27 protein-coding genes and 2 pseudogenes are annotated in these 20,474 nt (G+C 63.2%); 15 read left to right on the forward strand and 14 right to left on the reverse strand.

What is annotated here, in order from left to right; all coding sequences use genetic code 11:
• Positions 1-99: 99 nt before the first annotated feature.
• The 3 genes and pseudogenes from ACM6UT_RS14705 to ACM6UT_RS14715 form a co-directional block, all read left to right on the forward strand.
• Positions 100-387 (forward strand): annotated as a pseudogene (locus tag ACM6UT_RS14705) (helix-turn-helix domain-containing protein); the annotation flags it as partial.
• 79 nt (positions 388-466) lie between these two features.
• Positions 467-733 carry a type II toxin-antitoxin system ParD family antitoxin gene (locus ACM6UT_RS14710; RefSeq protein ID WP_416798092.1) on the forward strand — a complete coding sequence of 89 codons (267 nt, stop codon included), beginning with the start codon at positions 467-469 and terminating at the stop codon, positions 731-733.
• Complete coding sequence (locus tag ACM6UT_RS14715) at positions 730-1,026, forward strand: type II toxin-antitoxin system RelE/ParE family toxin (protein WP_416798093.1); 297 nt, start codon at positions 730-732, stop codon at positions 1,024-1,026. Before ACM6UT_RS14710 ends, ACM6UT_RS14715 begins: the two co-directional genes overlap by 4 nt.
• 80 nt (positions 1,027-1,106) lie before the next feature.
• Here the strand turns inward: ACM6UT_RS14715 and ACM6UT_RS14720 are convergent, their stop codons facing one another.
• From ACM6UT_RS14720 to ACM6UT_RS14785, 14 genes and pseudogenes are all read right to left on the reverse strand, one after another.
• A complete protein-coding gene (locus tag ACM6UT_RS14720) occupies positions 1,107-1,415 on the reverse strand; it encodes a HigA family addiction module antitoxin (protein ID WP_416798094.1) in 309 nt (102 codons plus the stop codon).
• Between the two features lie 8 nt (positions 1,416-1,423).
• Positions 1,424-1,534 (reverse strand): annotated as a pseudogene (locus ACM6UT_RS14725) (type II toxin-antitoxin system RelE/ParE family toxin); the annotation flags it as partial.
• 130 nt (positions 1,535-1,664) lie between these two features.
• Complete coding sequence (locus tag ACM6UT_RS14730) at positions 1,665-2,501, reverse strand: universal stress protein (protein WP_416798095.1); 837 nt, start codon at positions 2,499-2,501, stop codon at positions 1,665-1,667.
• Positions 2,502-3,001: 500 nt separating this feature from the next.
• On the reverse strand, positions 3,002-3,340 hold the full coding sequence (locus ACM6UT_RS14735; protein ID WP_416798096.1) for a hypothetical protein: 339 nt from the start codon (positions 3,338-3,340) through the stop codon (positions 3,002-3,004).
• 88 nt (positions 3,341-3,428) lie between these two features.
• Positions 3,429-4,091, reverse strand: coding sequence for a L,D-transpeptidase (locus ACM6UT_RS14740; protein WP_416798097.1), 663 nt, complete (start codon positions 4,089-4,091; stop codon positions 3,429-3,431).
• A 27-nt stretch (positions 4,092-4,118) separates the two neighbouring features.
• Complete coding sequence (locus ACM6UT_RS14745; RefSeq protein ID WP_416798098.1) at positions 4,119-5,156, reverse strand: EscU/YscU/HrcU family type III secretion system export apparatus switch protein; 1,038 nt, start codon at positions 5,154-5,156, stop codon at positions 4,119-4,121.
• Positions 5,153-6,001 (reverse strand): tetratricopeptide repeat protein, encoded by an 849-nt coding sequence (locus ACM6UT_RS14750; protein ID WP_416798099.1) that lies wholly within the window; start codon positions 5,999-6,001, stop codon positions 5,153-5,155. Before ACM6UT_RS14750 ends, ACM6UT_RS14745 begins: the two co-directional genes overlap by 4 nt.
• Positions 5,998-6,438, reverse strand: coding sequence for a hypothetical protein (locus ACM6UT_RS14755; protein WP_416798100.1), 441 nt, complete (start codon positions 6,436-6,438; stop codon positions 5,998-6,000). The genes ACM6UT_RS14750 and ACM6UT_RS14755 overlap by 4 nt, the downstream gene beginning before the upstream one ends.
• Complete coding sequence (locus ACM6UT_RS14760) at positions 6,428-7,657, reverse strand: type II and III secretion system protein family protein (protein ID WP_416798101.1); 1,230 nt, start codon at positions 7,655-7,657, stop codon at positions 6,428-6,430. Before ACM6UT_RS14760 ends, ACM6UT_RS14755 begins: the two co-directional genes overlap by 11 nt.
• 199 nt (positions 7,658-7,856) lie before the next feature.
• The gene (gene sctV / locus ACM6UT_RS14765; RefSeq protein WP_416798102.1) at positions 7,857-10,010 is read right to left on the reverse strand and encodes a type III secretion system export apparatus subunit SctV; all 2,154 of its coding nucleotides are present in this window, start codon (positions 10,008-10,010) and stop codon (positions 7,857-7,859) included.
• Positions 10,007-10,342, reverse strand: a complete 336-nt coding sequence (locus ACM6UT_RS14770; protein WP_416798103.1) for a tetratricopeptide repeat protein — start codon at positions 10,340-10,342, stop codon at positions 10,007-10,009. The genes sctV and ACM6UT_RS14770 overlap by 4 nt, the downstream gene beginning before the upstream one ends.
• Complete coding sequence (locus tag ACM6UT_RS14775; protein WP_416798104.1) at positions 10,339-10,713, reverse strand: hypothetical protein; 375 nt, start codon at positions 10,711-10,713, stop codon at positions 10,339-10,341. The genes ACM6UT_RS14770 and ACM6UT_RS14775 overlap by 4 nt, the downstream gene beginning before the upstream one ends.
• Positions 10,714-10,737: 24 nt before the next feature.
• The gene (locus ACM6UT_RS14780; protein WP_416798105.1) at positions 10,738-11,640 is read right to left on the reverse strand and encodes a SctD/MshK family protein; all 903 of its coding nucleotides are present in this window, start codon (positions 11,638-11,640) and stop codon (positions 10,738-10,740) included.
• Between the two features lie 121 nt (positions 11,641-11,761).
• Positions 11,762-11,923 carry a hypothetical protein gene (locus ACM6UT_RS14785; RefSeq protein ID WP_416798106.1) on the reverse strand — a complete coding sequence of 54 codons (162 nt, stop codon included), beginning with the start codon at positions 11,921-11,923 and terminating at the stop codon, positions 11,762-11,764.
• Between the two features lie 404 nt (positions 11,924-12,327).
• Between ACM6UT_RS14785 and ACM6UT_RS14790 the strand changes: the two genes are divergently transcribed.
• Genes ACM6UT_RS14790 through sctT form a run of 12 tightly spaced genes read left to right on the forward strand, consistent with a single transcriptional unit; the run spans position 12,328 to position 20,289 of the window.
• The gene (locus ACM6UT_RS14790) at positions 12,328-12,948 is read left to right on the forward strand and encodes a type III secretion protein (protein ID WP_416798107.1); all 621 of its coding nucleotides are present in this window, start codon (positions 12,328-12,330) and stop codon (positions 12,946-12,948) included.
• On the forward strand, positions 12,949-13,140 hold the full coding sequence (locus ACM6UT_RS14795; RefSeq protein ID WP_416798108.1) for a hypothetical protein: 192 nt from the start codon (positions 12,949-12,951) through the stop codon (positions 13,138-13,140).
• Between the two features lie 29 nt (positions 13,141-13,169).
• Complete coding sequence (locus ACM6UT_RS14800) at positions 13,170-13,595, forward strand: hypothetical protein (protein ID WP_416798109.1); 426 nt, start codon at positions 13,170-13,172, stop codon at positions 13,593-13,595.
• Positions 13,592-14,392: a type III secretion system inner membrane ring lipoprotein SctJ gene (sctJ, locus tag ACM6UT_RS14805; protein WP_416798110.1), complete on the forward strand. Its 801-nt coding sequence runs from the start codon at positions 13,592-13,594 to the stop codon at positions 14,390-14,392. Before ACM6UT_RS14800 ends, sctJ begins: the two co-directional genes overlap by 4 nt.
• The gene (locus tag ACM6UT_RS14810; RefSeq protein ID WP_416798111.1) at positions 14,389-15,060 is read left to right on the forward strand and encodes a type III secretion protein; all 672 of its coding nucleotides are present in this window, start codon (positions 14,389-14,391) and stop codon (positions 15,058-15,060) included. The genes sctJ and ACM6UT_RS14810 overlap by 4 nt, the downstream gene beginning before the upstream one ends.
• Complete coding sequence (gene sctL / locus ACM6UT_RS14815; protein WP_416798112.1) at positions 15,057-15,662, forward strand: type III secretion system stator protein SctL; 606 nt, start codon at positions 15,057-15,059, stop codon at positions 15,660-15,662. The genes ACM6UT_RS14810 and sctL overlap by 4 nt, the downstream gene beginning before the upstream one ends.
• Positions 15,659-17,005 (forward strand): FliI/YscN family ATPase, encoded by a 1,347-nt coding sequence (locus ACM6UT_RS14820; protein WP_416798113.1) that lies wholly within the window; start codon positions 15,659-15,661, stop codon positions 17,003-17,005. Before sctL ends, ACM6UT_RS14820 begins: the two co-directional genes overlap by 4 nt.
• Positions 17,006-17,052: 47 nt before the next feature.
• Complete coding sequence (locus ACM6UT_RS14825) at positions 17,053-17,484, forward strand: type III secretion system stalk subunit SctO (protein ID WP_416798114.1); 432 nt, start codon at positions 17,053-17,055, stop codon at positions 17,482-17,484.
• Position 17,485: 1 nt separating this feature from the next.
• A complete protein-coding gene (gene sctQ / locus ACM6UT_RS14830; RefSeq protein WP_416798115.1) occupies positions 17,486-18,538 on the forward strand; it encodes a type III secretion system cytoplasmic ring protein SctQ in 1,053 nt (350 codons plus the stop codon).
• Positions 18,531-19,184 carry a type III secretion system export apparatus subunit SctR gene (sctR, locus tag ACM6UT_RS14835; protein WP_416798116.1) on the forward strand — a complete coding sequence of 218 codons (654 nt, stop codon included), beginning with the start codon at positions 18,531-18,533 and terminating at the stop codon, positions 19,182-19,184. Before sctQ ends, sctR begins: the two co-directional genes overlap by 8 nt.
• Before the next feature lie 5 nt (positions 19,185-19,189).
• Entirely contained in the window at positions 19,190-19,459 is a 270-nt protein-coding gene (locus tag ACM6UT_RS14840) for an EscS/YscS/HrcS family type III secretion system export apparatus protein (RefSeq protein WP_416798117.1), read from the forward strand.
• An 8-nt stretch (positions 19,460-19,467) separates the two neighbouring features.
• Positions 19,468-20,289 (forward strand): type III secretion system export apparatus subunit SctT, encoded by an 822-nt coding sequence (sctT, locus tag ACM6UT_RS14845; RefSeq protein ID WP_416798118.1) that lies wholly within the window; start codon positions 19,468-19,470, stop codon positions 20,287-20,289.
• Positions 20,290-20,474 lie beyond the last annotated feature (185 nt).

Genomic DNA, 20,474 nt, shown 5'->3' on the forward strand with positions numbered 1-20,474 from the left:
CGTGTAGATTTCCAGCCAGCGTTGCATTCAATCTGGAACCAGCACTGCAAAGTTGGAATGTCACACTCCCCGGCTCTGGACGGATCTGGGAGATTGCGGATGGGACTGATTGCGATGAGCGAGCGTGACCTGCAGCGGATTGAGGTTTTGTCGAAGGTGATCGACGGCCGCATGACGATGGTGTCAGCGGCGCATGTCCTGGGCTTAAGCACGCGCCAGGTTCGTCGGCTCGTGGAGCGGATCCGGACGGATGGTGCGGCATCGATCCGGCACAGAGCGATCGGGCGGCGGTCGAACAATCGGATTTGCGACGGCGTGCGCGACTATGCCGTGGCGATCGTGCGCGAACGCTATCTGGATTTCGGTCCGACACTGTCGCGCAAGCAGCGGCGTACGATCGTCAGGAGGATTGATAATAGTTGATAAACAACCTATCTTGGCTTCACCACATTCGATGGAGGACAGCATGATCAGTGCCGATTTGGGAAAGCAGTTAGAAAGCTATATCCAGCAACTCGTCGACACAGGTCGCTATGGCTCGAAAAGCGAAGTCCTGCGGGAAGGTGTGCGACTGGTCCAGGACCGCGAGACTCGGCTTGCCGCGCTGGATGCCTCCATTATGCGTGGCGTTGCCGATGCTGACGCTGGCCGAACGAAGCCAGCAAGCGATGTCTTTGAGCGGCTTGAGGCCAAATACAGTGCGATGGCCGGTCAGACCGAAACATCGGCATGACCCTTGAGTTTTCCAATGAGGCGGAAAATGACCTTGAGCAGATCGCCGATTACATCGCTCGGCAGAATCCCCGGCGCGCCCTGTCATTCGTACGGGAGCTGCGGAGCAAGTGCGAGGAACTCGTCGAAAGTCCGAACGGCTTCGGCGTCGTCCCTCGCTACGAACGCCATGGTATCCGTCGGCGCGTTCATGGCAATTATCTGATCTTCTACCGCGTCGAAAACACGAAGGTGGTTATTGTCCATGTCCTGCATGGCGCCACCGACTATGGTGCCATTCTGTTCGGTGATTGATTTCGGTCGATCAATCTGGGGCGATCTCACGTGCGAAACGCCTAGCTCAGCGGCGCAGTCAGCCTGAAGGCGCTTTCGGACTATGCCGCTGTGGCCAGCGGCTTCGCGCGCTCGATCCGCGCTAGTTCCTTTGGGCTGTGCATGGCCTCCCACAAGTCGCTGCGCCGCTGCACGTTGAGCCAGAAGTCCGGGCCGTTACCAAACACGCGCGCCAGGATCAACGCGGTCGCCGCCGTCAAGTTGCGACGGTCGTTGCACAATTCGTTCACATGCTTGCGCTGGACGCCCATCGCTTCGGCCAAGGCCGCCTGCGTCAGGCCAAGCGGCTGCATGAATTCTTCCGTCAGGATTTCGCCGACCGTCGCCGGCTTACGCTTGGTCATCAGCATTTGTCACCTCATCGATAACTATGGTCGTCAAGATAGACCTCGGACGCCTCGCCACGACTGCCGTCCCATCGAAAGACCACCCGGCATTGCTTGTTGACGCGGATTGAATGCAAACCCATTCCAATGTGCGAACAAGGCGGTGGAAGCTGCGGAATACCCGTTATGTGAACCAACCACGCTGATGCGATGTCCATTGAACGCGCAAAGGATTCAGCATCGGGCACTCTGAGCGCGATATTGCCGTCCGCGTCAGCGAGCGAGCAGAACGGGAATCCCTGCCCCACCAATCATCGACTGGGTAACGCCACCGAATACCCTTTCCGTGACACGGGAGTGACCATAAGCACCCATCACGAGCAGGTCGGCGGATAGCTCGGCCGCGCGTTGGAGTAGCACTGTGGCGACTGGCCGCCCGCGGCCCTCCAATCGGTCGACCGTGACCTTGATACCGTGCCGGGCAAGATAGGTGGCAATGTCGGTTCCCGGCGTTTCGTCTTGGTCCTGGCCGCCATCCATCGGATCGACCATGAGCACATGAACATCTCTTGCGCTCTTCATCAGTGGGATCGCTTGCCGGGCAGCTGCCGCAGCATCGGGGCTGGAGTCCCAGGCGAGTACTACCTTGTGGGGTGCCAGCGAGAGTTTTCCGTCAGCAACCGGGAGAAAGATGGGGCAGCTTGCGTGGAAAAGTGCACCGTCAATCGCCGCTCGCCGGAGAGCCTTGCTCACCGTTCCTTCGTCGGCGAGGAGCATGAGGTCGGCGTAGAGAGCACGCGTGCCGATTTCCGAAGCGGCGGCAGACGTCTCGCAATACAGACCATCGACATCCACTGGCGCGCTTGTGTTGGTCAGGATCGAGTTCACCGCGGCAACCTTCTCTACGAGTATTGCATTGTCGCGTTCACGTTCCTCCCACCAGGCATCTGAGATCAAGGCTGCGTATTTGCCAATGGCGGGCGGTGCGGCCAGGACCATCACAAGCAGACTGAGATGTGCATCCGCTTCATATGCCAGCTCCGCTGCCTGCCGCACGAAGCGGTCGGTCGTCTTGGGGCCGATCGGGCAAAGAATTGTCTTCGAGCGCATTTTCGTCCTCTATCTCTTATATCAGCGACCCTAACCGCTCGAAACCATTCCGCCTAGATCTTGGTCAACGAACAGACAGCAAATTGGCGGAATCCTTGACCAAATGGAGCCCCGGCTTGCGCCGCAGGTATCGTTCATCAACAATCAGCTCACTGCTGTTAAGTTATCCGCGGCAATCTAGGACCGGACGACCTCACTGGCGTCGATCAATTCCATCACAACGGCTGCATCGATTATGACGCGGCCATGGCAACTGAATTCCAATCCTCTCACACGCAGGTCGGCGAGAGAGGTAGGTTGCCATTCTGGCGCGGCCGAGGGCACACCCTCGGATTTTATCCGCGAACAGCCTCAGTGCGCGATCATCACGTGGCGGACGGCGGTATAGTCCTCCAGCGCATATACCGACATGTCCTTGCCGTAGCCCGACCGGCGCAGACGCCCGGTGCCCCCAAGCCAATGTAGCGTAGGCGAAGCCGGGTGATAGTCACAAACGGAGTTCAGGTTACAAAAGGCATGATGTCTATGCCGTCACCCGGAAATACGGTGAAGTGCGGGTGGTCCTGGAACAGTCGTGCGGCGGCATCAGCGGTTTCCGCCTCGATGACCAGATAGCCGCAGAACGGATTTACGGCTTCGACCATTCCGTCCTTTGTCACACGCGTAGTCTTGCCGACCATACCACCGCGATCGAGGATGGACGCAGCATTGCGCTGCTCCCACGCCACCCACTGAGGTACGCCCACAGCATCGACCGCATCCTGCTGGGCTTTGGGCAGGCTTCGAAATGACGCGAGGTCTTCGGGCTTCATGGTGTAAACGGCGAGAAATCGGGGCACCGGCATTACCTCCATTGGCTTAGCTGGCTGTCAGTTTACATGACGCGGCGGATCGGCCTCCTGTCGGAGGTGACCGTCGCCGCCGACACTAGAGCACGATCACCTTTGCGCCGATCCTCACCCGCTCGTAAAGGTCGATGACATCGTCGTTCGTCATGCGAAAACATCCCGATGACGAGGACCGGCCGACGCTTTCGGGCTCGTTCGAGCCATGGATTCGATAGAGCGTGTCGCCGAGATAGATGGCGCGCGCGCCGAGCGGATTGTCGGGTCCGCCGGCCATATGGGTCGGGAGGTCGGGTCGCCTCGCGCGCATGTCGGCCGGAGGACGCCATTCGGGCCATGCGCGTTTGCTGCTCACCGTTTGGATCCCGTGCCAGCCATAGCCTTCGCGACCGACGCCGACGCTGTAGCGGAGCGCCTTGCCGGCGGGCATGACGTAGTAAAGCGCATACCGGTCCGGATCGATGACGATCGTTCCGGGCGCTTCCTGCGTGCTGTATTCCACCAGCTGCCGCGGCAGATATGTCCCCGCATCCGGGACGATCAGCACCCCCGGAGCTTGCGGTGGCGGGTATGCGGGCGGCGACATCAGAAACTCGATATAGCCGCTGTCGATCCAGACCTGGCCGGTCGCCTCATCGAGAACCGGTGGAAACGGTTCCTCCGCCCTCGCCTGCGTCATCGTTGATGCCAGGAGGAATGCGGTAAGCACTGGCCTCGACCATTGTTTCGGCGGCAATTCCGACATGTGAAGGGTCCTCCGGCGCTGTGACATTCAAATCAGACCATTTGCGACAAGGGCGTTCGCCACATCCTGGAAGAGCCGGTCCGGAACCGGCGTGCCGACGGGCGTCTTGGCGAGCGCTGCGGCGAGGTCCGGATCGGCGAGGAACGGGATGCCCCGGCTTCGTGCCTGCGCACGCATCGACGTGGCTCCCGGGCCCGTCGCGCGACAGACGACGATGGGCACGGGTGTCTCGCCGCGGACATAGCGAATGCCGACGAACGCCTCCCCCTCCTCTCCGATCAGCAACACGGCGCTGGAGAGACCGGTTTTCGTCGTTCCGAGGAGCCGCGCCAGCTTGCGGCGCTCCTGCCGGATGAGCGGATCGCCTTCCGTGTCCTTGTGTTCGCGCTTGTTCTCCGAGCGGGTCATGCGCATTTCGCGCATGAACAACCAGCGCTGCAGGAAGACGTCGATCACACCCATTACCACGAAGGCAGCGATCGCGATCGCCGCAATGGTCTTCAACATGGTAAGCGATGTCGCGTGCAGGCAGGCAAACCCGCAGGCCGGCGACTGGAACAGGGCTCCCAGTCCCGTATGGAAGACCACGGCGAAAGCAATGGAGAGAGCGGCGACCTTGAACAGGGCCTTGCCGAAGTCGACGACGCTCTTCAAGGAGGCGATCCGTTTCAGGCCCGATGCGGGATTGACGCGGGCGAAGTCCGGTTCGAGCGGCTTGGCCGAAAAGACAAAACCCCTGGTGATTGCGACATTGGTCGCAAGAATGGCGGCGATCGTGATGCAGAGGATGGGCAGCACCGTCGTCAGGAGTGCATCGGCGGCAATCGTGCTCAGGCGGTACCAGACATCGGCGAAAGGACGCGTGTAGATTTGCGCCGCTTCGTCCAGAAGCCGGTCGATCTTCACCTGGAGGTCGGGTGCGACATAGAAGAGAAACAGGGTGGAAAACAGGACGACAATGCCCGAGACCATGTCGGGGCTGTGCAGCACCTGGCCCTTCTTGCGCGCATCGCGAATCTTCTTTTCCGATGCGGGAAGCGTCTTCTCTTCACTCGTCTCGCTCATGTGACACCGTCACCGGCGGAGGAAAGCAGACCGATCTCCCGGGCGCGGCCGGCGGCGTCGGGAATGGAACGCAGCTTTGCCGCCTTCGCGAGGATCTGGTTCTTCTGCTTCGCCGACATATCGGGCACGGCGACCGAGCGTGCCTTCTCGATCTCGCCGGCCATGGTAAGCACGATGAGATAGTTGATGAAGTGCCGTCTTTCGGCGAGCGGTGAACTCACGACGTTCGTCATGTGCGTCACCGCCTGCGCCATGTTGTTCGACAGTGCTTCCGCAAGCGCCAGGTTTGCCGCGGTGTCGAGGTTGGTGGGCTGCAATGACAGGGCCTTCGAAAATGCGCCCTCCGCCCCCTGTCCATTGCCGCTGAAGACCAGCGCCGTTCCGAGACGGTTATAGGCGACGACCGAATTCAGCGCTTGGGCGGCCGGCGCAAGGCTTCGCGCTGCCGATTCGGCCTCGCCCTTCCGCAACTGGGCGGTGCCCAGTCCGAGCAACGCGGCGGCATTCCCGGGCTCGATCTCGAGAGCAGCCCGGAAGGCTTCCTCGGCTGCATCGGCGTCGCCGGCCTTGAGCCGCGCATTGCCGAGCCGGACGCGCATCGACACGTCGTTCGGGGCGTTGGCGGCGGCCCGCTCGTAGAGAGCCAACGCCGTCCCACTTTCGCCCTTCGCCTCAATGCTCTCGGCAACGCTCAAAAGCTTTGTCTGGGCGTTCGCCTGTTTGCCCTTCTCCTTGTCGGCCGGGATCGTCGTGCAGGCGGAAAGCGCCAGAAGTGCAATGAATGCACCGGCCGCCCGACCGACAGCATGCCGGCAACAGCCGGCAGATGAAATCGCCTTCTTCATTGCGCGATCCCCGTCTCGTTTGTTGCAGTGCCCGGCGGGATGACCTGGTCGCCGGTCCCGTCGATATAGCCCTTGGCCGCGCGCGCGACGGGAGCCGCCATTGCAGGCCCCATATCGCGCCCCTGCAGCAATTGTCGTTGGTCTGCCGCCATGAACTGCAAATTCAGATTGTTCGCGCAGCCGGACGGGAGATAGACCGGCTGATCGGCCGTGTCCGGCGTGATGCAGGCGTCCGGAACCAGCACCTGGCTCGTGGTCGTGTCGTAGCCCTTGCGAACGACCTTTCCCTTCGCCGGCGTGGCTCCGGTGGTCGAGAGATACCTGTAGTTCGGTGAATAGGGCTGCGGTTGGGAACCGTTGCAGCCCGACAGGGCGACGAGGCAGGCGAGCATTGCTGCTGTGGGGATTACGGCTCCTGGAAGGCGATCATTCGACATAGAAGCCATATCCCTTGTTGGCTGCGGGTCTTGCCTTCTTGCGCGGCGAAGAAACCGCACCGGCCGGGCTGTCCAGCGGCGTCTTCATGTTCCGCTCCGAGGTCGGCGTCACCAGATATGGCGTTATCAGAATGACGAGTTCCGTCTCGTTGCGCTGGAACCGCTTGGACTTGAACAATTCCCCGAGGATCGGCACGTCGCCGATGACGGGCGTCTTGTTCAGCGTCTGGGACTCCTGCCTCTGGAACAGTCCCGCGATCGCGAAAGTCTGGCCACTGCCGACCTCGACAGTCGTGTCCGCCCGGCGGATGCGCAGCGATGGCACCACCAGCCCGCCGATCGAGACGACGCTGTCCTGCGAAACGCTGCTGACCTCGGGTCGCACCTGCAGCGCGATGCGATTGTTGGGGAGCAGTGTCGGTGTGAACTGCAGCGAGACCCCGAACTGCTTGTATTCGATGCCCACCTGGCCGTTGTCCGTCGGCACCGGCACAGGTATCTCCCCGCCTGCGAGGAAGCTGGCGGTTTGGCCGGTGACGGCGGTGATGTTGGGTTCGGCGAGGATGGTCAGGATACCGTTCGCCTGCAGTGCATCGAGCAGGACGTTGACATTGACATGGTCGCCGCGGGCACCGATGGCGATCCCCGTGTCGTCCTCATCGCTGGCTCCGCCGGTCCGCACAAGGCCGAAAGAGAAGGAGCCGCTGTTGACGAAGAGGCTCCAGTCGATGCCGAAGCGGGTAAGCTCGTTGCGGGCCACTTCGGCGAAGCGGACGCGGATGTTGACCTGGTTTGCGCCGGCGAACGTCGTGTTGTTGAGCGCGGGCCGCTCGGGTGTCGAATAGCTCTGCAGGACGCTTTCCATGTCCATCGCCTCACCGACATTCCGCGTCTGCCCGGTTCCCACATATTGTCCGCCGAACAGGCTGATATCGACGCGGGTGTTCGGCTGCAGCGCGAGCGCCGACTCTTGCGCAGGTCTCGGATTGCCGGAGACATGGACCTGGACGGTGCCGCGCGTCGACTGGTCGGCGCTAAGGGCGATCAGATTGGTGTCGCCGGTCTTCGTCGCGTAGATGTAGACCACGCCCGGCGAGACGACGCGCACGTCGGCGATTGCGGTGTCGGCAAGAAACACCGACTCGACCGGTTCATCGAAGCGCAGGATCGTGCCCTCACCGACGCTGAGGTCCAGCACGTCGCCGTTGGTGGCGTCCACCTTCACCTGCGCGCTGGCCGGTGACGGCGCCCAATGGACCGCGAACGCGGTCAGAAAGACAAACTGAAAGAGTCCCCTCGTCGCCAAGAAGCGAAGGCTTCGTAAAACTTGCATCCCACTCCCTATTCGTTCCCCTCCCCGCGCTCCTCTGCGCGAGAAGGACATGTCTTCTTCTTGTTTATGATCTCGACCGATGCCCTCATGCGCGACCATCGCTCCCGAGTTCCGGCACTCCGGCGACCGGAAGCGCGATATAGCCGAGGCACTGCACGCTGAACTCCGCGGCGATTTCCTGGTACGACAGCACCGGGACCTGGAGGTCGTGGCGCATCAGGAGATTTCGGATGTGCCGGCGGACGTCCATGGACGCAAGAATTGCAGGGTGTGGCTGCTGTCCCGGCGCCTGTTCCCCCCTCGCCTTGAATTCCGCGACGATCTGCGCTGCCAGCCGGTCCGGGACCGTGGTCGCCGGACCGCTGTTTCTGTCGACCGCCGCTCGCAGTTCGTCCTCGAAAGGCCGTGTCAGAAGGTAGGCGGAAACGACCCGGTTGCGGTCGGCGAGCCGGAAGCAGATCTGCCGGCCGAGGCTCGCGCGCACATGGTCGGCCAGCGCCTGCAGGTTCTGGATCTGCGATGCGCGCTCGGCGACCGTCTGGAGAATGATGCGCATGTTGGTGATCGGAACATCTTCCTCGACGAGCCGGCGCAGCAGTTCGGCAAGCTTCTGCACCGACACCACTTCCCGGACTTCCCTGATCAGGTCGCCGAGGGGCTCCTCCAGCCGCGCGAGAAGTGCACGCACCTCCTGCGCATCAATGAAATCGGGTGCATAGCGGCGCATGACACGTTCGACCAGCGTCATCACCACGTCCGCCGGCTCGCAGTAGCCGACACCGGCGGCGTCGAGGGGCGCTGCGTGCGACCGGTCGACCCAGACGAGCTTCAACCCCATGAGATCGGGCTGGGTCACGTAGGGAATCGACATGATGTCGAGGTCGACAGCCTCTTCCCAGACCATCAGATGATCGAGCAGGAGCACGCCATCGACCACGGGAACGGCCTCGAAATCGATACGGAACTCGGCCGAAGCGAGACTCGGATCCACCCGCCATCCGATTGCCGGGACCGCAATGCCGAGATCTTCCAGGATGGACGCGGCGAGCCCCTCCGTCCGCTCGGCAAACAACGGCTGCGGCAGGTGTTCGGCGAGCCCCTCCCCCATCGTGAGGGTCAGTCTTTGCGCCATTTCCGCCCGTTTTCCGGCGTCCGGCAAGGTCCCTGCAATATGATCGACGACCCGTCCGCCCGAGGAAACGGGAGTGTGTGCCGTCTCGCGTCGTGGCGAACCGGCGCCGGCAAGCTCTTCGCCATGCTGGCGTCTGCGCGCCACATAGGCGAGCAGTCCGGCCAGGCCCGCCAGTGCCCAGAAGACAGCGAGCGGAAAGCCGGGGACAAGTCCGAAGCCGAAGAGGATCGCCGCTGCAAGCGCCAGCGCGCGGTCGCTCGCGGCGAGTTGCCCGAGGATTTCGCTGCCGAGGTCCTGCGGGCGCTCGGCGGACGGCACACGCGTGACGACGGCCCCCGCCGCCACGGCCATCATCAGTGCCGGTATCTGGGAAATGAGGCCGTCGCCGACTGTCAGAAGCGAATAGGTGTGCGCTGCCTCGCCGACCGTCAGGCCGCGCTGAAACGACCCGATCGTCAGCCCGCCGATGAGATTGATCGCGATGATGAGCAATCCCGCCACGGCATCGCCCTTGACGAATTTCATCGCACCGTCCATCGCGCCGTAGAACTGGCTCTCCCGCTCGAGGGCGTCGCGTTTCCGGCGCGCTTCCTGCTGATCGATGTCGCCGCTGCGCGCCTCGTTGTCTATGCTCATCTGCTTGCCCGGCATTGCATCGAGCGCGAAGCGCGCGCCAACCTCGGCGACGCGCTCGGCGCCCTTGGTGATGACGACGAACTGGGCGATGGTGATGATCAGGAAGACGATGAGCCCGACGAGGACGTCACCGCCGACGACGAAGGATCCGAAGGCCGCGACGATCTGCCCGGCATCCGCCTGGGTCAGGATCAGCCGCGTCGTGGTGATCGCGAGCGCCAGCCGGAAAAGCGTTCCAAGAAGGATGATCGAAGGCAGCGAGGAGAACTGAGCCGGGCTGGAAATATAGAGTGCGCCGACGAGAATGAGCAGGCTGTAGAAGAAGTTGAAGCCGATCAACAAGTCGACGAGCATCGTCGGCATCGGGACGATCATCATGGTGATCGCCAGCATCACCACGGCGGCGACGACAATGTCGGACCGCCTTGATGCCGCCCGGGCGAACTGGTTGACGGCCGCGATCGCGTTCATTCTGCCGCCCTCGCCTGAAGAAAGGCCTCGAAGGCGTCACGGGCCTGTTCCTTCTCGCCGCGCTCCCATCGCGCATGGCTCTTCAGCCGCAGAATGGCGGGGTTGATGTCGTCGGAGATATCTTCGATCCGCTCGATGGCTGCGAGCGCGCGTGGGACAGCGCCGGTCGCGACGAACGCTTCGGCCAGCGAGTGCAGTACGGCAACATCGTTCGGCGCCATTCTCGCGGCCAGCAGAAGGAAGACCAGCCCACGCTTGTGGTGCCCGGCCCGACAGTAGAGCGAACCGAGCGCATGGAGGAATTCGAGGCTGTCCGCGCGGCTTTGCGTCAACTGCGTTGTGCCTGCATGAGCCGATGCTGGAGATCGCGTCTGCTTTCGATCTCGTCGGTCAGCATCGATACGGTGAGTTTGGCGATGTCCTCCTCGAGGTCCAGTCCGGGCACGACCTCCCGGACGATGTAGGCAAGTAGCTCCTGGGAACGCGACAGGTCGAACAGTGTCGTGCTCGAAAGCCTCGCCCGCTCGCTCGCCTCTGTCCCGACTTTGCCGGACGATGTCTTCCGGCGGGCCTGACGGATCGACTGCAGGAGCTTCGCATCGAACTCCTGCGACTGGGCACGGCCGACGGCTTCCGGTCGCAACGACACCGCCTGTGCCTGGCCGCGGCTGCGATTGTCGTGTCGGCGGACGTCGATGCTCATCTTGCTGTCCCTCTCCTCGCGCCGCTAGAAGCGCAGGACGAATTCTTCACCCTGTCGCGCGGCCGTCAGGCTGCCGTCCCGGATGTCCTTGATGTACCAGCCGTCTTCGAGTGCCGCCCCCTTGTAGAGGCGAGCGCCGTCGGCGCCGATCGCATACGGCGTCTCCCCGAACCAGATCGCCCGCAGGTGGAATTTCGGGGCGCTCCGCGGCGCCGCCTCTCCGACCAGGCTGGTGAGGACGTAGCTTGTGCCGTAGGAGCGATCGAACCACGCCTGGACCTCGCCCCAGTTCTTGCGGGCGCCGTCGTCGACGGCGCCGGAAACGGAAAGCCGCGATCCGTCGGCCTCGATCTTCAGGTCCGGCAGGCCGGCCTCGCGCAGTTTTGCCGCAAGCGCCGCCGAAACCTCCTGAGACGAAGCCGCCGGGGACGCGATCGTGCCCGTCGTCACCGCATTGTCGTTCAACACCGCCATCGAAGGCCCGTGGTCGAGCTGCGCAACCCCGGCCTGCACGGCGGCTATGGTCAGAAGCGAAAAGGCTGCGACGCCCCCGAGCATCCAGCCGTGCGAGGATCTTTGCGCTCGTCCGGCCGGCTCCCGCATAGCCCGCGAGAGGTTGAGGCGCGCGCTGCCGAGTGTCACGGTCACGGGGACCGGCACCTGAAGACCGTGCCCGACGGGAACGGCGGTGTCATCCACCATGAGATCGGCTCCGATCGCCTCGATCATTACCTCGGTTCCGGCGAAGTGCAGGCGCATATGATGTGCCGACACGTCGCGGTCGCTGAGCGTCAGATCGCAATCGGTTGCGGAGCCGACCAGATAGGCACCCCTTTCCAGGGGCAGAGAGACGCCGCTGTGAACGCCCTTCAGGACATCGAGCGTCAGGGATGCGGCTGAATTCCTGAGGACCAGACTGGATGCCATGGAACTATCACCTCGCTCGCCGGATAGCCGAGACACCGACGCTGCGCTGAGCGCGCCGCCGGTCTAGCTCGTATCTTTGCAACGGGGATGAGGGGCGGCCGAGGCCACCCCTCGGGCTTCGTCAGCCGTTCGGACGCTGCTTTGCGGCGTCGAGGGCGACCTTCTTCTCGGTCGTGATCTTGGTAATTTCTGCGGACTTCGCGATAGCCTTGTCGAAGGCATCCGTCATGGTCTTGATCGAATTGTCCGAGGTTTGCGTACCGCTTACACCGGAAACAGCCATTCTCTTCTCCTTGACAAGTTGAGGCCGGTTCCGGGCAATGCCCGGCGCCGGATTGCAGTCCCTATCTAAACGTACACCCATCGCAGGGTGTATTAATGGTTAAGGTCGAAGCTTGAGAATGACAATTTGCATGCTCATCACATAATGTTGCACAATGTAATCATGCGTGAGATGAACCGATTTAAATTGCGTTCTGGTAAGGTCGTCGAGCTCTATGCGAGCGAAGGAACTACCTTGTATTGAAAGCATTTTTCGCTTCTGCGCGCGCCGCGTGCAACGGTCCCCTGCATTTTTACTGAACCTCGAGTTGCACCTCTCGATCCAGTGTTATAGCTTTGGCCGGCTTGATGCGAACAATCGGAGCGCTTGACATGAAGGACGTCATGCTCAGCGGGAGGTTCTGCATGTTTGCCATCACCCTGTTTGCGGCGACGTGTCCGGCTCATGCCGGAAATCCAGGCTGGTACGACAGCCGGTACAGCTATGTCCTGATCGATCAGGACGTTCGCGACGCCCTGCAGGAGTTCGGCCGCAACCTTTCCGTTCCGGTCCTTCTGTCCGACAAGATTCGCGGTCAGGTGCGCGGTGAGATTCGCGACGAGACGGCGGGCGGCTTTCTCGACAAGCTGACGCGAGCAAACGGCCTCATCTGGTATTTCGACGGTTCGGTCCTGCACATCAATACGAGCGACGAAGTCTCGACACAGATCATCAACATCGGCAGGGCGAACGGAGAGGCGGTGATTGCTGAGATCCACCGGCTCGACCTCATGGACGACCGCTTTTCGGTGCGCGCCACCGCCAACGCACCGGTGCTTCGGGTGTCGGGCCCTCCCCCTTTCATTGCGATGGTCAAGCAGGTCGCCGCGTCAGTCCAGCCGTCCCCGACCGCCCAGATGGACGACCCGCGCGTGCGCATCTTCCGCGGCGGCCAGCGCGAGGAGGTCGCCGACGATCTGACTGACAGCGGAGCGAAGACCGCCGCCAATGGCGCGACAAACAAAACAGCAGCAGGAGAGCAGTAGATGACCGGTTCGGTAAACGCGACCACGCAGGCATCCACCCCGACCCCGACCCCGACGGTCGATCCCTCCCAGGCGCAGTTCGAGGAGGCGCTGCAGCAAGCGGTTACAAGCGGCGGCAGCCAGTTGATCGGGCAGGAGATGATGAAGATCGCACAGGAAGTGCTGAACGAGGCCTTGTCCGACGAAGAGTAATTTCGCTTTTCTCAACAGGAGACGGAATCATGACGATTGTTCCGCCAGTAGAGACGCCCACCCTGCCGATATCTCCTGCGCCGCAGGAATCGATTGTTTCGCAGAATCTCTTCGAGCATTCGGCGCTGAACACCACGACGCTGCCGCATGGCGCGAGCCCCGCGGATCTCGGCCGGACGATCATCGACAATCTCGAGGGTTTCGTAGAGCGGGCCGGGAAGTTCGCCGCCAGCGCCGCATTTCCCGCTTCACCCGGCGCGTCGACGTCGGCGACGTCCTTCGCGCCGGACGCGCTTCCTGCCGAACCGAACGTCCCACGCACACCGGACAGTGACGCGGGACGGCTCGTCGAGTCCCTCGGCCGGATATTCGACCATGCGATCGAGACGCAGATGGTCGTCCGGGCTCCGACGCAATTCACCAGCGCGACGATGACGCTTACCAAGGGTCAATGAGAACCTTGCGGCATTTCCCGGCAGTCGGACGCGGGCTGGCGCTCGCGTTGATGGTCCTGGCGCTGCAGGCCTGCAGCGTCGACCTTTACACGAATCTCGATGAGCGCGAGGCCAACGAGATGGTCGCCATCCTGCTCTCGAAGGGCATACCGGCGAGCCGCGTCTTGCAGAAGGACGGCAAGCTGACGGTGACCGTCGACGAGGATCAGTTTGGGCAGGCGGTGTCCGCACTCAACATGGCGGGCCTTCCCAGGGAGAAATTCGCCACGCTCGGCACGGTTTTCAAGCAGGAAGGGCTCGTCGCCTCTCCCGTGCAGGAGCGCGCGCAGATGATCTATGCCCTTAGCGAAGAGCTTTCCCGAACCGTTTCCGAAATCGACGGTGTGCTCTCCGCACGCGTTCACGTTGTTCTGCCCGATAACGACCCGCTGCAGCGCAACGCCATACCTGCCTCGGCTTCGGTGTTCATCCGGCACGAGGCCGATCTCGACGTCAACCCGCTGATCCCGCGGATCAAGACCCTGGTGGCCAACGGCATTTCGGGCCTCTCCTACGAGAAGGTCTCGGTCGTTGCGGTCGCCAGCCAAAGGTCGAGCGAGCCGCCCCGCGCCCCGGAACTGACCTCGTTCCTCGGAATCTGGATGCTGCCGTCGAGTGTCGCCAAGGCCCGGCTGATCTTCGGCGGCCTCGTCTGTGCCCTCGCCGCCGCGCTCGGCGGTCTCGGCTATCTCTTCTGGCGCAGGCAGAGCAGACGCCGGAAGATCTATCCGCTGCAACCCTATGGTCCGGCGAAATGACAAATGCTTCGCGCTCAGAGGAATCCGCGGGCGACGGTCCCGAAGACGTCTGGACAGGTTTCCAGACGGCACCGGCTCGCCTCGTTCACCCGCGCTGTATCGTGCAGGCCTATGACGGGGTGATCTCCATCGAGACTGCATTGAGGCTGCAGCAGTCGAGCCGCGTACAGCGGCCGCTTGCACGCCTGCTTTGCGAACACTATCGGCTTCCGCCCGCCTTCTCCTGTGCCCGCCCGTCAGACGAAGACCTCGAGCTCCTGGCATTGCCGCGAGAGCAAATGGGTCACTACTGCCGCGCGGCCGGTGCGGTGTTCTGGGGCGAAGTCCTCGCCGGCGAAATCCGCAGCCGCGAGGTCGCGGAGATGAAGTCGCGGATCGGCGAGGACGCCTTTCGGCTCGCCATCCACAATCGCGACCTGGCTGCCGGTCGTCCGCCGCCGGACAATCTCGACCAACTGGTGCAGGCGATCGAGGCCGACGGCCGAAAGTGCTGGGCAAGCTGGCAGGCGGCCCTGCCGGAGCCGCTGGCGGCATGGCTGCGTCTTCGTCAGGAGACGGAGGCGGACGCCGCGTTTTCCGAGCCGGACGACGCCGGGCGAGGCGCTGCGATCCTCAGGCGCCTTGCACGCGAGAAGCTTGGCGGAGCAGCCTCGAAGGAGGTCACATGAACGAGTTGCCTTCAAGCCCGACCGCGAAGATCCTCCGGCAGGGGCAGGCAGAGCCCTGGCTCGAAGGCTTCGCCTTCCTGGAAGCCGCCAAGGCGGAGGCCGAGCGGCAACGTGCCGAGATGCGCCAGACCGTCGAGAAAGGCAGGCGCGAGGGATACGAAGCCGGCCGGCTCGCCGGAGAACGCCAGGCGGCGGCGCTGCTTTTGAAGACCACCGCCGATGTCAATGCTTACATGGCCGGACTCGATCGGCAGATCGCCGAACTCAGCCTGGCGATCGTCGAGAAGCTGCTCGGCGGCTTCGATCAGGCCGAACTCGTGGCGAGGCTCGCGCAGCAGGCGCTCCAATCCTTCCAGCATGAGCGTGACGTCACGATCACCGTCGCACCGGCGATTGCCGAACGCGTCACCGAGCTCGTGCGCCAGCGTCACACCAATCAAGCATTGAAGATCACCGTTCTTGCCGATCCGCGGCTCGACGGCAGCAAATGCGTTCTCGCCAATTCCATCGCCGTGGTCGATGCCGGACTCGACACGCAGCTCTCCGTCATCCGCGACGCCCTGGTTGGCACGCGGCCCGCTCGTCCGGATGTGCCGGCATGAACGAACACCTGCTGACCGACCCCGGTGATATCGTCCGAAGGCTGCGCGAGCGGGCGCTCGGCAGCGAGACGCGGCCGGTGCACGGCCGTGTCCGCCGCATTACCGGGATCATCGTTCACGCGACCGCCCCCATGGTGCGGATTGGCGAACTCTGTCACCTGCGCGATCCCGTTTCCGGTGCGACGGTGCCTGCGGAGGTTGTCGGCTTCGAGGACGAGGAGGCCGTCTTGACGCCGATCGGCGATCTCGACGGCATGTCGACGCGCGCCGAAGTCATCGCCACCGGCAAGACCCTGCAGGTCCCCGTCTGCGACGACCTCCTCGGCCGCGTCCTCAATCCCCTCGGCGAAATTCTCGACTTTTCCCGGGACGGTGTGGTTCCGGTCGTCACCGACACCTACTACCCCACGCACCGGCCGCCGCCGCACGCATTGCGACGCGACTTGATCAGCGAGCCTCTGCAACTCGGCATCCGCGCGATCGACGGATTGCTGACGGTCGCGCGCGGTCAGCGCGTCGGCATTTTCGGCGAGCCGGGTGTGGGCAAGTCCTCGCTGCTTTCGGCCATCGTCCGCGGCACCAGGGCAGACGTCATCGTCATCGGGCTCATCGGCGAACGCGGCCGCGAGGTGCGGGAATTCATCGAGGGCCAGCTCGGTGAAGCGGGGCTCCGGCGCTCGGTCGTCGTGGTCGCGACCTCGGACCGACCGGCGATCGAACGGGTAAAGGCCGCCTATGCTGCAACGGCGATCGCCGAGTATTTTCGCGACCAGGGTCGCCACGTCCTGCTTCTGATGGACAGCGTCACGCGCTTTGCCCGCGCACAGCGCGAGATCGGCCTTGCGGCCGGCGAACCACCGACGCGACGCGGTTATCCTCCGTCGCTCTTCGCCGCCCTGCCCCGCCTGCTCGAGCGCGCCGGACCTGGGCAAGGCGGCTCGATCACCGCCCTCTACACCGTGCTGACCGAAGGCGACGGAACACTGGACCCGGTTGCCGAGGAAACCAAGGCCATCCTCGACGGTCACATCGTGCTCAGCTCCGATCTCGCCGAGCGGAACTTCTTCCCGGCGATTGACGTCCTGAAGAGCCGCAGCCGGTTGATGGAAACGGTCGCCGGCAGGGCGCACCGCGACGACGCAGCCCACGTCCGGACGCTGCTTGCTCGCTACCAGGAGATCGAACTCCTCCTGCGGGTCGGTGAGTATGAACGCGGCGCGGATGCCCGCTCGGACGAGGCGATCGACAAGCATGACGCCATCGAAACCTTCCTACGGCAGACCGGCGAAGAGTTCTCGACCTTCGAGGCGACCATTGAACAACTGGGGAGGTTGGCCGGGTGACACGAAAAGGCAATCTTCGACAACTCGTCGAACTGAGGGCGATGCGGATGCGGAAGGCTGACGAAAAGGCCCAGCGCCAGCACAACCGGCATGTTCAAACCGTCCGGGCACTGGAGGGCGCGAAGGCCGAATGCGTGGCGCATGAGGTGCAGCGACGGCAGGAAGAAGAGGCTCTCTACACCAACCTCGCTCAAGGCCCGGTCGGCCGGCGCGATCTCGAACGATACCGCGACGCACTGCTGGGTCTGGACCACCGCGCCCGCGCGCTGGAGGAACAGATCCATCAGGCCAAGCGCCGCGAAATTCAGGAAGCTGAAAAGAGGGCGGAGCTTGCAACCGAATATCGGCTCAAACACAGGCATTACGAACGGATACGGTCCCTCACCGCCGACAAACAGCAAAAGGATGAAAAACGCGCCGGCCTCCTCGACGAAATCGAGGACGAGGAGGCGATCCGTCCGAGGAGCAGGAAACGGTAGAATGAGGTCGACCGCACACGCAAGTTCCGCTGCTGCCGAGCTCCGCCCGCATGCGGAGGATACCTTGTGGCTGCCGGACGTGGCCGCGGCGCATGTGGACCTCATCAACCTGCTCGTCGGCGTTCGTGTCGCCTTCCGTCTCTCGCTGCCGCCGGCCGAACTCGCATTCGTGCCGGCCGACGGCGCGGCGTGCCTGACCGATCCGATCGAGGTCGCCTTCCTCATCGGCACCGCGCCGGGCCGCTGGATGATGCCCGCCGCAGCGCTCGACGGGCTCTCTGCCGCACTCGGGGTCCGGGGTAACGTCTCGCGGCTCACCGCCCTGCAGCGCAACATTCTCCTGGAGGAGGCCCTTGCCCCTTCTCTCGAAGCACTGGAAACGCATCTCGGCGAACCACTGCGGCTCGGACCACCCGAAACGGTTGAGAGCTATCCCATAAAGCTCGTCTGGTCGGTCGATGGCGGCGACTTTCCACTCCCGGCGGAACTTCAGCTGAGCGCCGCGGCGGCGATGAAGATCGGAACGTCGCTGGATACCGGCCGGCGCCTCCCATCCGGCTTTGCCGGCAGTCTCGTGCAGCCGGTGCAGATCCGGGCGGGCACGCAGCAACTGAGCCTCGGGGAGTTGAAAGGTCTGCGCCCGGGCGACGTGATCCTGGTCGAGCGATACGGTCCCCACGATACCTTCGCGACACTCGGCAATCACCTCGCAGCCGCGCTCGATCGCCGCGAAGACGGCTTTGTCTTCGCCTCCGGCTGGAAGCCATTGAAAACAAGTTGGGAATTTTCCGCCATGACACAGGAGACGCCTTTATCCGACGAGCTCGAACCGCTCGCCGATCTGCCGATCGAGCTGGTCTTCGAGATCGGCCGCGCCGAGTTCCCTTTGAACGAGATCGCCGCGATGGGCGAAGGTACGGTGCTTCATGCCAATCCGAGCCTTGCAAGCCCGGTCAACATCCTGGCCAACGGGCGGCTCATCGGAAAGGGAGAGCTGATCCGTATCGGCGAAGGTCTCGGCGTGCGCGTGGTGCGGCTCTCGACCGATGGGTGAGACGACGACCAATCTCATTCCGATCATCATCATCGTCTCGACGATCGGGCTCATCCCGCTCGCGGTGGTGACGATGACCGGCTTCCTGAAGATCTCGATCGTCCTCTTTCTGATCCGCAACGCGCTCGGCATCCAGCAATCACCGCCCAATCTGGTGCTCTACGGCGTTGCGCTGATCCTCACCGTCTATGTGACGACGCCACTCGTCGGCGAAATGTACCGGACGCTTTCGACCGAGCAGATCGACATGCAGTCGATGGACAGCATGATGCGCGCCGCCGATCAGGTCCGGGCACCGCTCCAGGTACACCTCACCCGCTACACGGACGAGAACGAGCGACAGTTCTTCCTGCAGGCGACGGAGCGGATCTGGTCGGAGGAAGCAAGAGCTGCCGTGAAGAGCGACAGCCTACTGATCCTCGTTCCGGCCTTTGTGAGTTCCGAACTCACCCGCGCATTCGAGATCGGTTTTCTGCTCTACCTGCCGTTCCTCGTCATCGATCTCATCGTCTCGATGGTGTTGATGGCCATGGGCATGATGATGGTCTCACCGACGCTGATCTCCATACCACTGAAGATATTCCTCTTCGTCGCCGTCAACGGCTGGTCGCGGCTGATGCACGGCCTGATCCTCAGTTACGGGTAGCGCCCATGGATCAAACCGCCTTCCTCGCCCAGACGCAGAAAGCCATGCTGACCGTGCTGATCGCCTCGGGTCCGGCGCTCGCCATCGCGATCGTCATCGGGATCAGCGTCGGCCTCATCCAGGCGCTCACGCAGATCCAGGACCAGACGCTTCCGCAGGCGGTCAAGCTGGTCGCCGTCATGCTGGCTCTGATCGTGCTCGGCCCGACTCTCGCCATGCAGGTCGCAGACTTCGCCAGCAACACGCTCGACGTCTTTCCGGCGCTCACGCGGTAGGGGGCGGCGTGGACGTTCTCTCCGCCACCTCCTCGCTGGTCGATATCGTCTATCCCGTGCTCGCAGCGGCGGCGATCGCGATGGCCCGCGCGCTCGGCATGATCGTGATCACGCCGGCCTTCGTCAGGCTCGGGCTTACGGGCCTGATCCGCTCCGGCGTCGCCATCGCCGTCGCGCTGCCGCTGATACCGGGTTTTGCGGCGACATTAGCGCAAGGGCAGAGCTTCTCGAGTCTGGTCGTGACCGGCCTCGTCTTCAAGGAACTCATTCTCGGCATCATCCTCGGCGTGGTGCTCGGCATCCCCTTCTGGGCCGCCGAAATGGCCGGCGATCTCGTCGACCTGCAGCGCGGCTCGACCTCGGCGCAGCTCGTCGATCCCCTGCAGGCGACCGAGACCAGTATAGCCGGGACGTTCTTCGTCCTGGCGCTGGTTGCGCTCTTCTTCAAGTCAGGCGGTTTTTCGCTGCTCGCCGACACCTATTATCGCAGCTATGAGATCTGGCCCGTGACCAGCTTTTCGCCCGCGCTCGGTTCCGGCGCAGGTCTTGCCGTGCTTGGGATTCTCGACCGCGTCATGCAGATCGGTGTCCTCCTGATCGCGCCGATCGTGCTTGCGCTGCTCATTGCCGATCTGATGCTCGCTTACCTTTCGCGCATGGCGCCGCAGTTTCACGTCTTCGACCTGTCGCTGGCCGTCAAGAACCTGATTTTCGCGATCCTGATCGTGCTTTATCTCACCTATATGCTGCAATACATGGTTGCGGAGCTCGCGCTCTTCAAAGAGGCGCCGGCTGTGTTGCGTGACCTCCTTGGGCCGGCCTTGCAATAGTATCCCGTCCGTCCGGCCGAGTATCCCAGCTCCTGTCATCAAACCATTAACAAGGCCCGCCATAGTGGTGCCCGCGCCCACGCGCGATCGCCTAGCACCTTGAATTGATGTCTCGTTCTTCGCTTTCCGTGCCACGCCACGGAATGGGCAGCCTCGAATGCTGCGCAGAGCCAGGGAGATCCAGG

The organism is Ciceribacter azotifigens (assembly GCF_048159625.1).
GTDB lineage: Bacteria > Pseudomonadota > Alphaproteobacteria > Rhizobiales > Rhizobiaceae > Allorhizobium > Allorhizobium azotifigens.

What these genes read in the sequence shown, in the direction of transcription:
- ACM6UT_RS14710 (WP_416798092.1), top strand. Translation starts at nt 467, where the DNA reads ATGATCAGTGCCGATTTGGGAAAGCAGTTAGAAAGCTATATCCAGCAA.
- ACM6UT_RS14715 (WP_416798093.1), top strand. Translation starts at nt 730, where the DNA reads ATGACCCTTGAGTTTTCCAATGAGGCGGAAAATGACCTTGAGCAGATC.
- ACM6UT_RS14720 (WP_416798094.1), bottom strand. Translation starts at nt 1,415, where the DNA reads ATGCTGATGACCAAGCGTAAGCCGGCGACGGTCGGCGAAATCCTGACG.
- ACM6UT_RS14730 (WP_416798095.1), bottom strand. Translation starts at nt 2,501, where the DNA reads ATGCGCTCGAAGACAATTCTTTGCCCGATCGGCCCCAAGACGACCGAC.
- ACM6UT_RS14740 (WP_416798097.1), bottom strand. Translation starts at nt 4,091, where the DNA reads ATGTCGGAATTGCCGCCGAAACAATGGTCGAGGCCAGTGCTTACCGCA.
- ACM6UT_RS14745 (WP_416798098.1), bottom strand. Translation starts at nt 5,156, where the DNA reads ATGAGCGAGACGAGTGAAGAGAAGACGCTTCCCGCATCGGAAAAGAAG.
- ACM6UT_RS14750 (WP_416798099.1), bottom strand. Translation starts at nt 6,001, where the DNA reads ATGAAGAAGGCGATTTCATCTGCCGGCTGTTGCCGGCATGCTGTCGGT.
- ACM6UT_RS14755 (WP_416798100.1), bottom strand. Translation starts at nt 6,438, where the DNA reads ATGTCGAATGATCGCCTTCCAGGAGCCGTAATCCCCACAGCAGCAATG.
- sctV (WP_416798102.1), bottom strand. Translation starts at nt 10,010, where the DNA reads ATGAACGCGATCGCGGCCGTCAACCAGTTCGCCCGGGCGGCATCAAGG.
- ACM6UT_RS14775 (WP_416798104.1), bottom strand. Translation starts at nt 10,713, where the DNA reads ATGAGCATCGACGTCCGCCGACACGACAATCGCAGCCGCGGCCAGGCA.
- ACM6UT_RS14780 (WP_416798105.1), bottom strand. Translation starts at nt 11,640, where the DNA reads ATGGCATCCAGTCTGGTCCTCAGGAATTCAGCCGCATCCCTGACGCTC.
- ACM6UT_RS14785 (WP_416798106.1), bottom strand. Translation starts at nt 11,923, where the DNA reads ATGGCTGTTTCCGGTGTAAGCGGTACGCAAACCTCGGACAATTCGATC.
- ACM6UT_RS14790 (WP_416798107.1), top strand. Translation starts at nt 12,328, where the DNA reads ATGTTTGCCATCACCCTGTTTGCGGCGACGTGTCCGGCTCATGCCGGA.
- ACM6UT_RS14795 (WP_416798108.1), top strand. Translation starts at nt 12,949, where the DNA reads ATGACCGGTTCGGTAAACGCGACCACGCAGGCATCCACCCCGACCCCG.
- ACM6UT_RS14800 (WP_416798109.1), top strand. Translation starts at nt 13,170, where the DNA reads ATGACGATTGTTCCGCCAGTAGAGACGCCCACCCTGCCGATATCTCCT.
- sctJ (WP_416798110.1), top strand. Translation starts at nt 13,592, where the DNA reads ATGAGAACCTTGCGGCATTTCCCGGCAGTCGGACGCGGGCTGGCGCTC.
- ACM6UT_RS14810 (WP_416798111.1), top strand. Translation starts at nt 14,389, where the DNA reads ATGACAAATGCTTCGCGCTCAGAGGAATCCGCGGGCGACGGTCCCGAA.
- sctL (WP_416798112.1), top strand. Translation starts at nt 15,057, where the DNA reads ATGAACGAGTTGCCTTCAAGCCCGACCGCGAAGATCCTCCGGCAGGGG.
- ACM6UT_RS14820 (WP_416798113.1), top strand. Translation starts at nt 15,659, where the DNA reads ATGAACGAACACCTGCTGACCGACCCCGGTGATATCGTCCGAAGGCTG.
- ACM6UT_RS14825 (WP_416798114.1), top strand. Translation starts at nt 17,053, where the DNA reads ATGCGGAAGGCTGACGAAAAGGCCCAGCGCCAGCACAACCGGCATGTT.
- sctQ (WP_416798115.1), top strand. Translation starts at nt 17,486, where the DNA reads ATGAGGTCGACCGCACACGCAAGTTCCGCTGCTGCCGAGCTCCGCCCG.
- sctR (WP_416798116.1), top strand. Translation starts at nt 18,531, where the DNA reads ATGGGTGAGACGACGACCAATCTCATTCCGATCATCATCATCGTCTCG.
- ACM6UT_RS14840 (WP_416798117.1), top strand. Translation starts at nt 19,190, where the DNA reads ATGGATCAAACCGCCTTCCTCGCCCAGACGCAGAAAGCCATGCTGACC.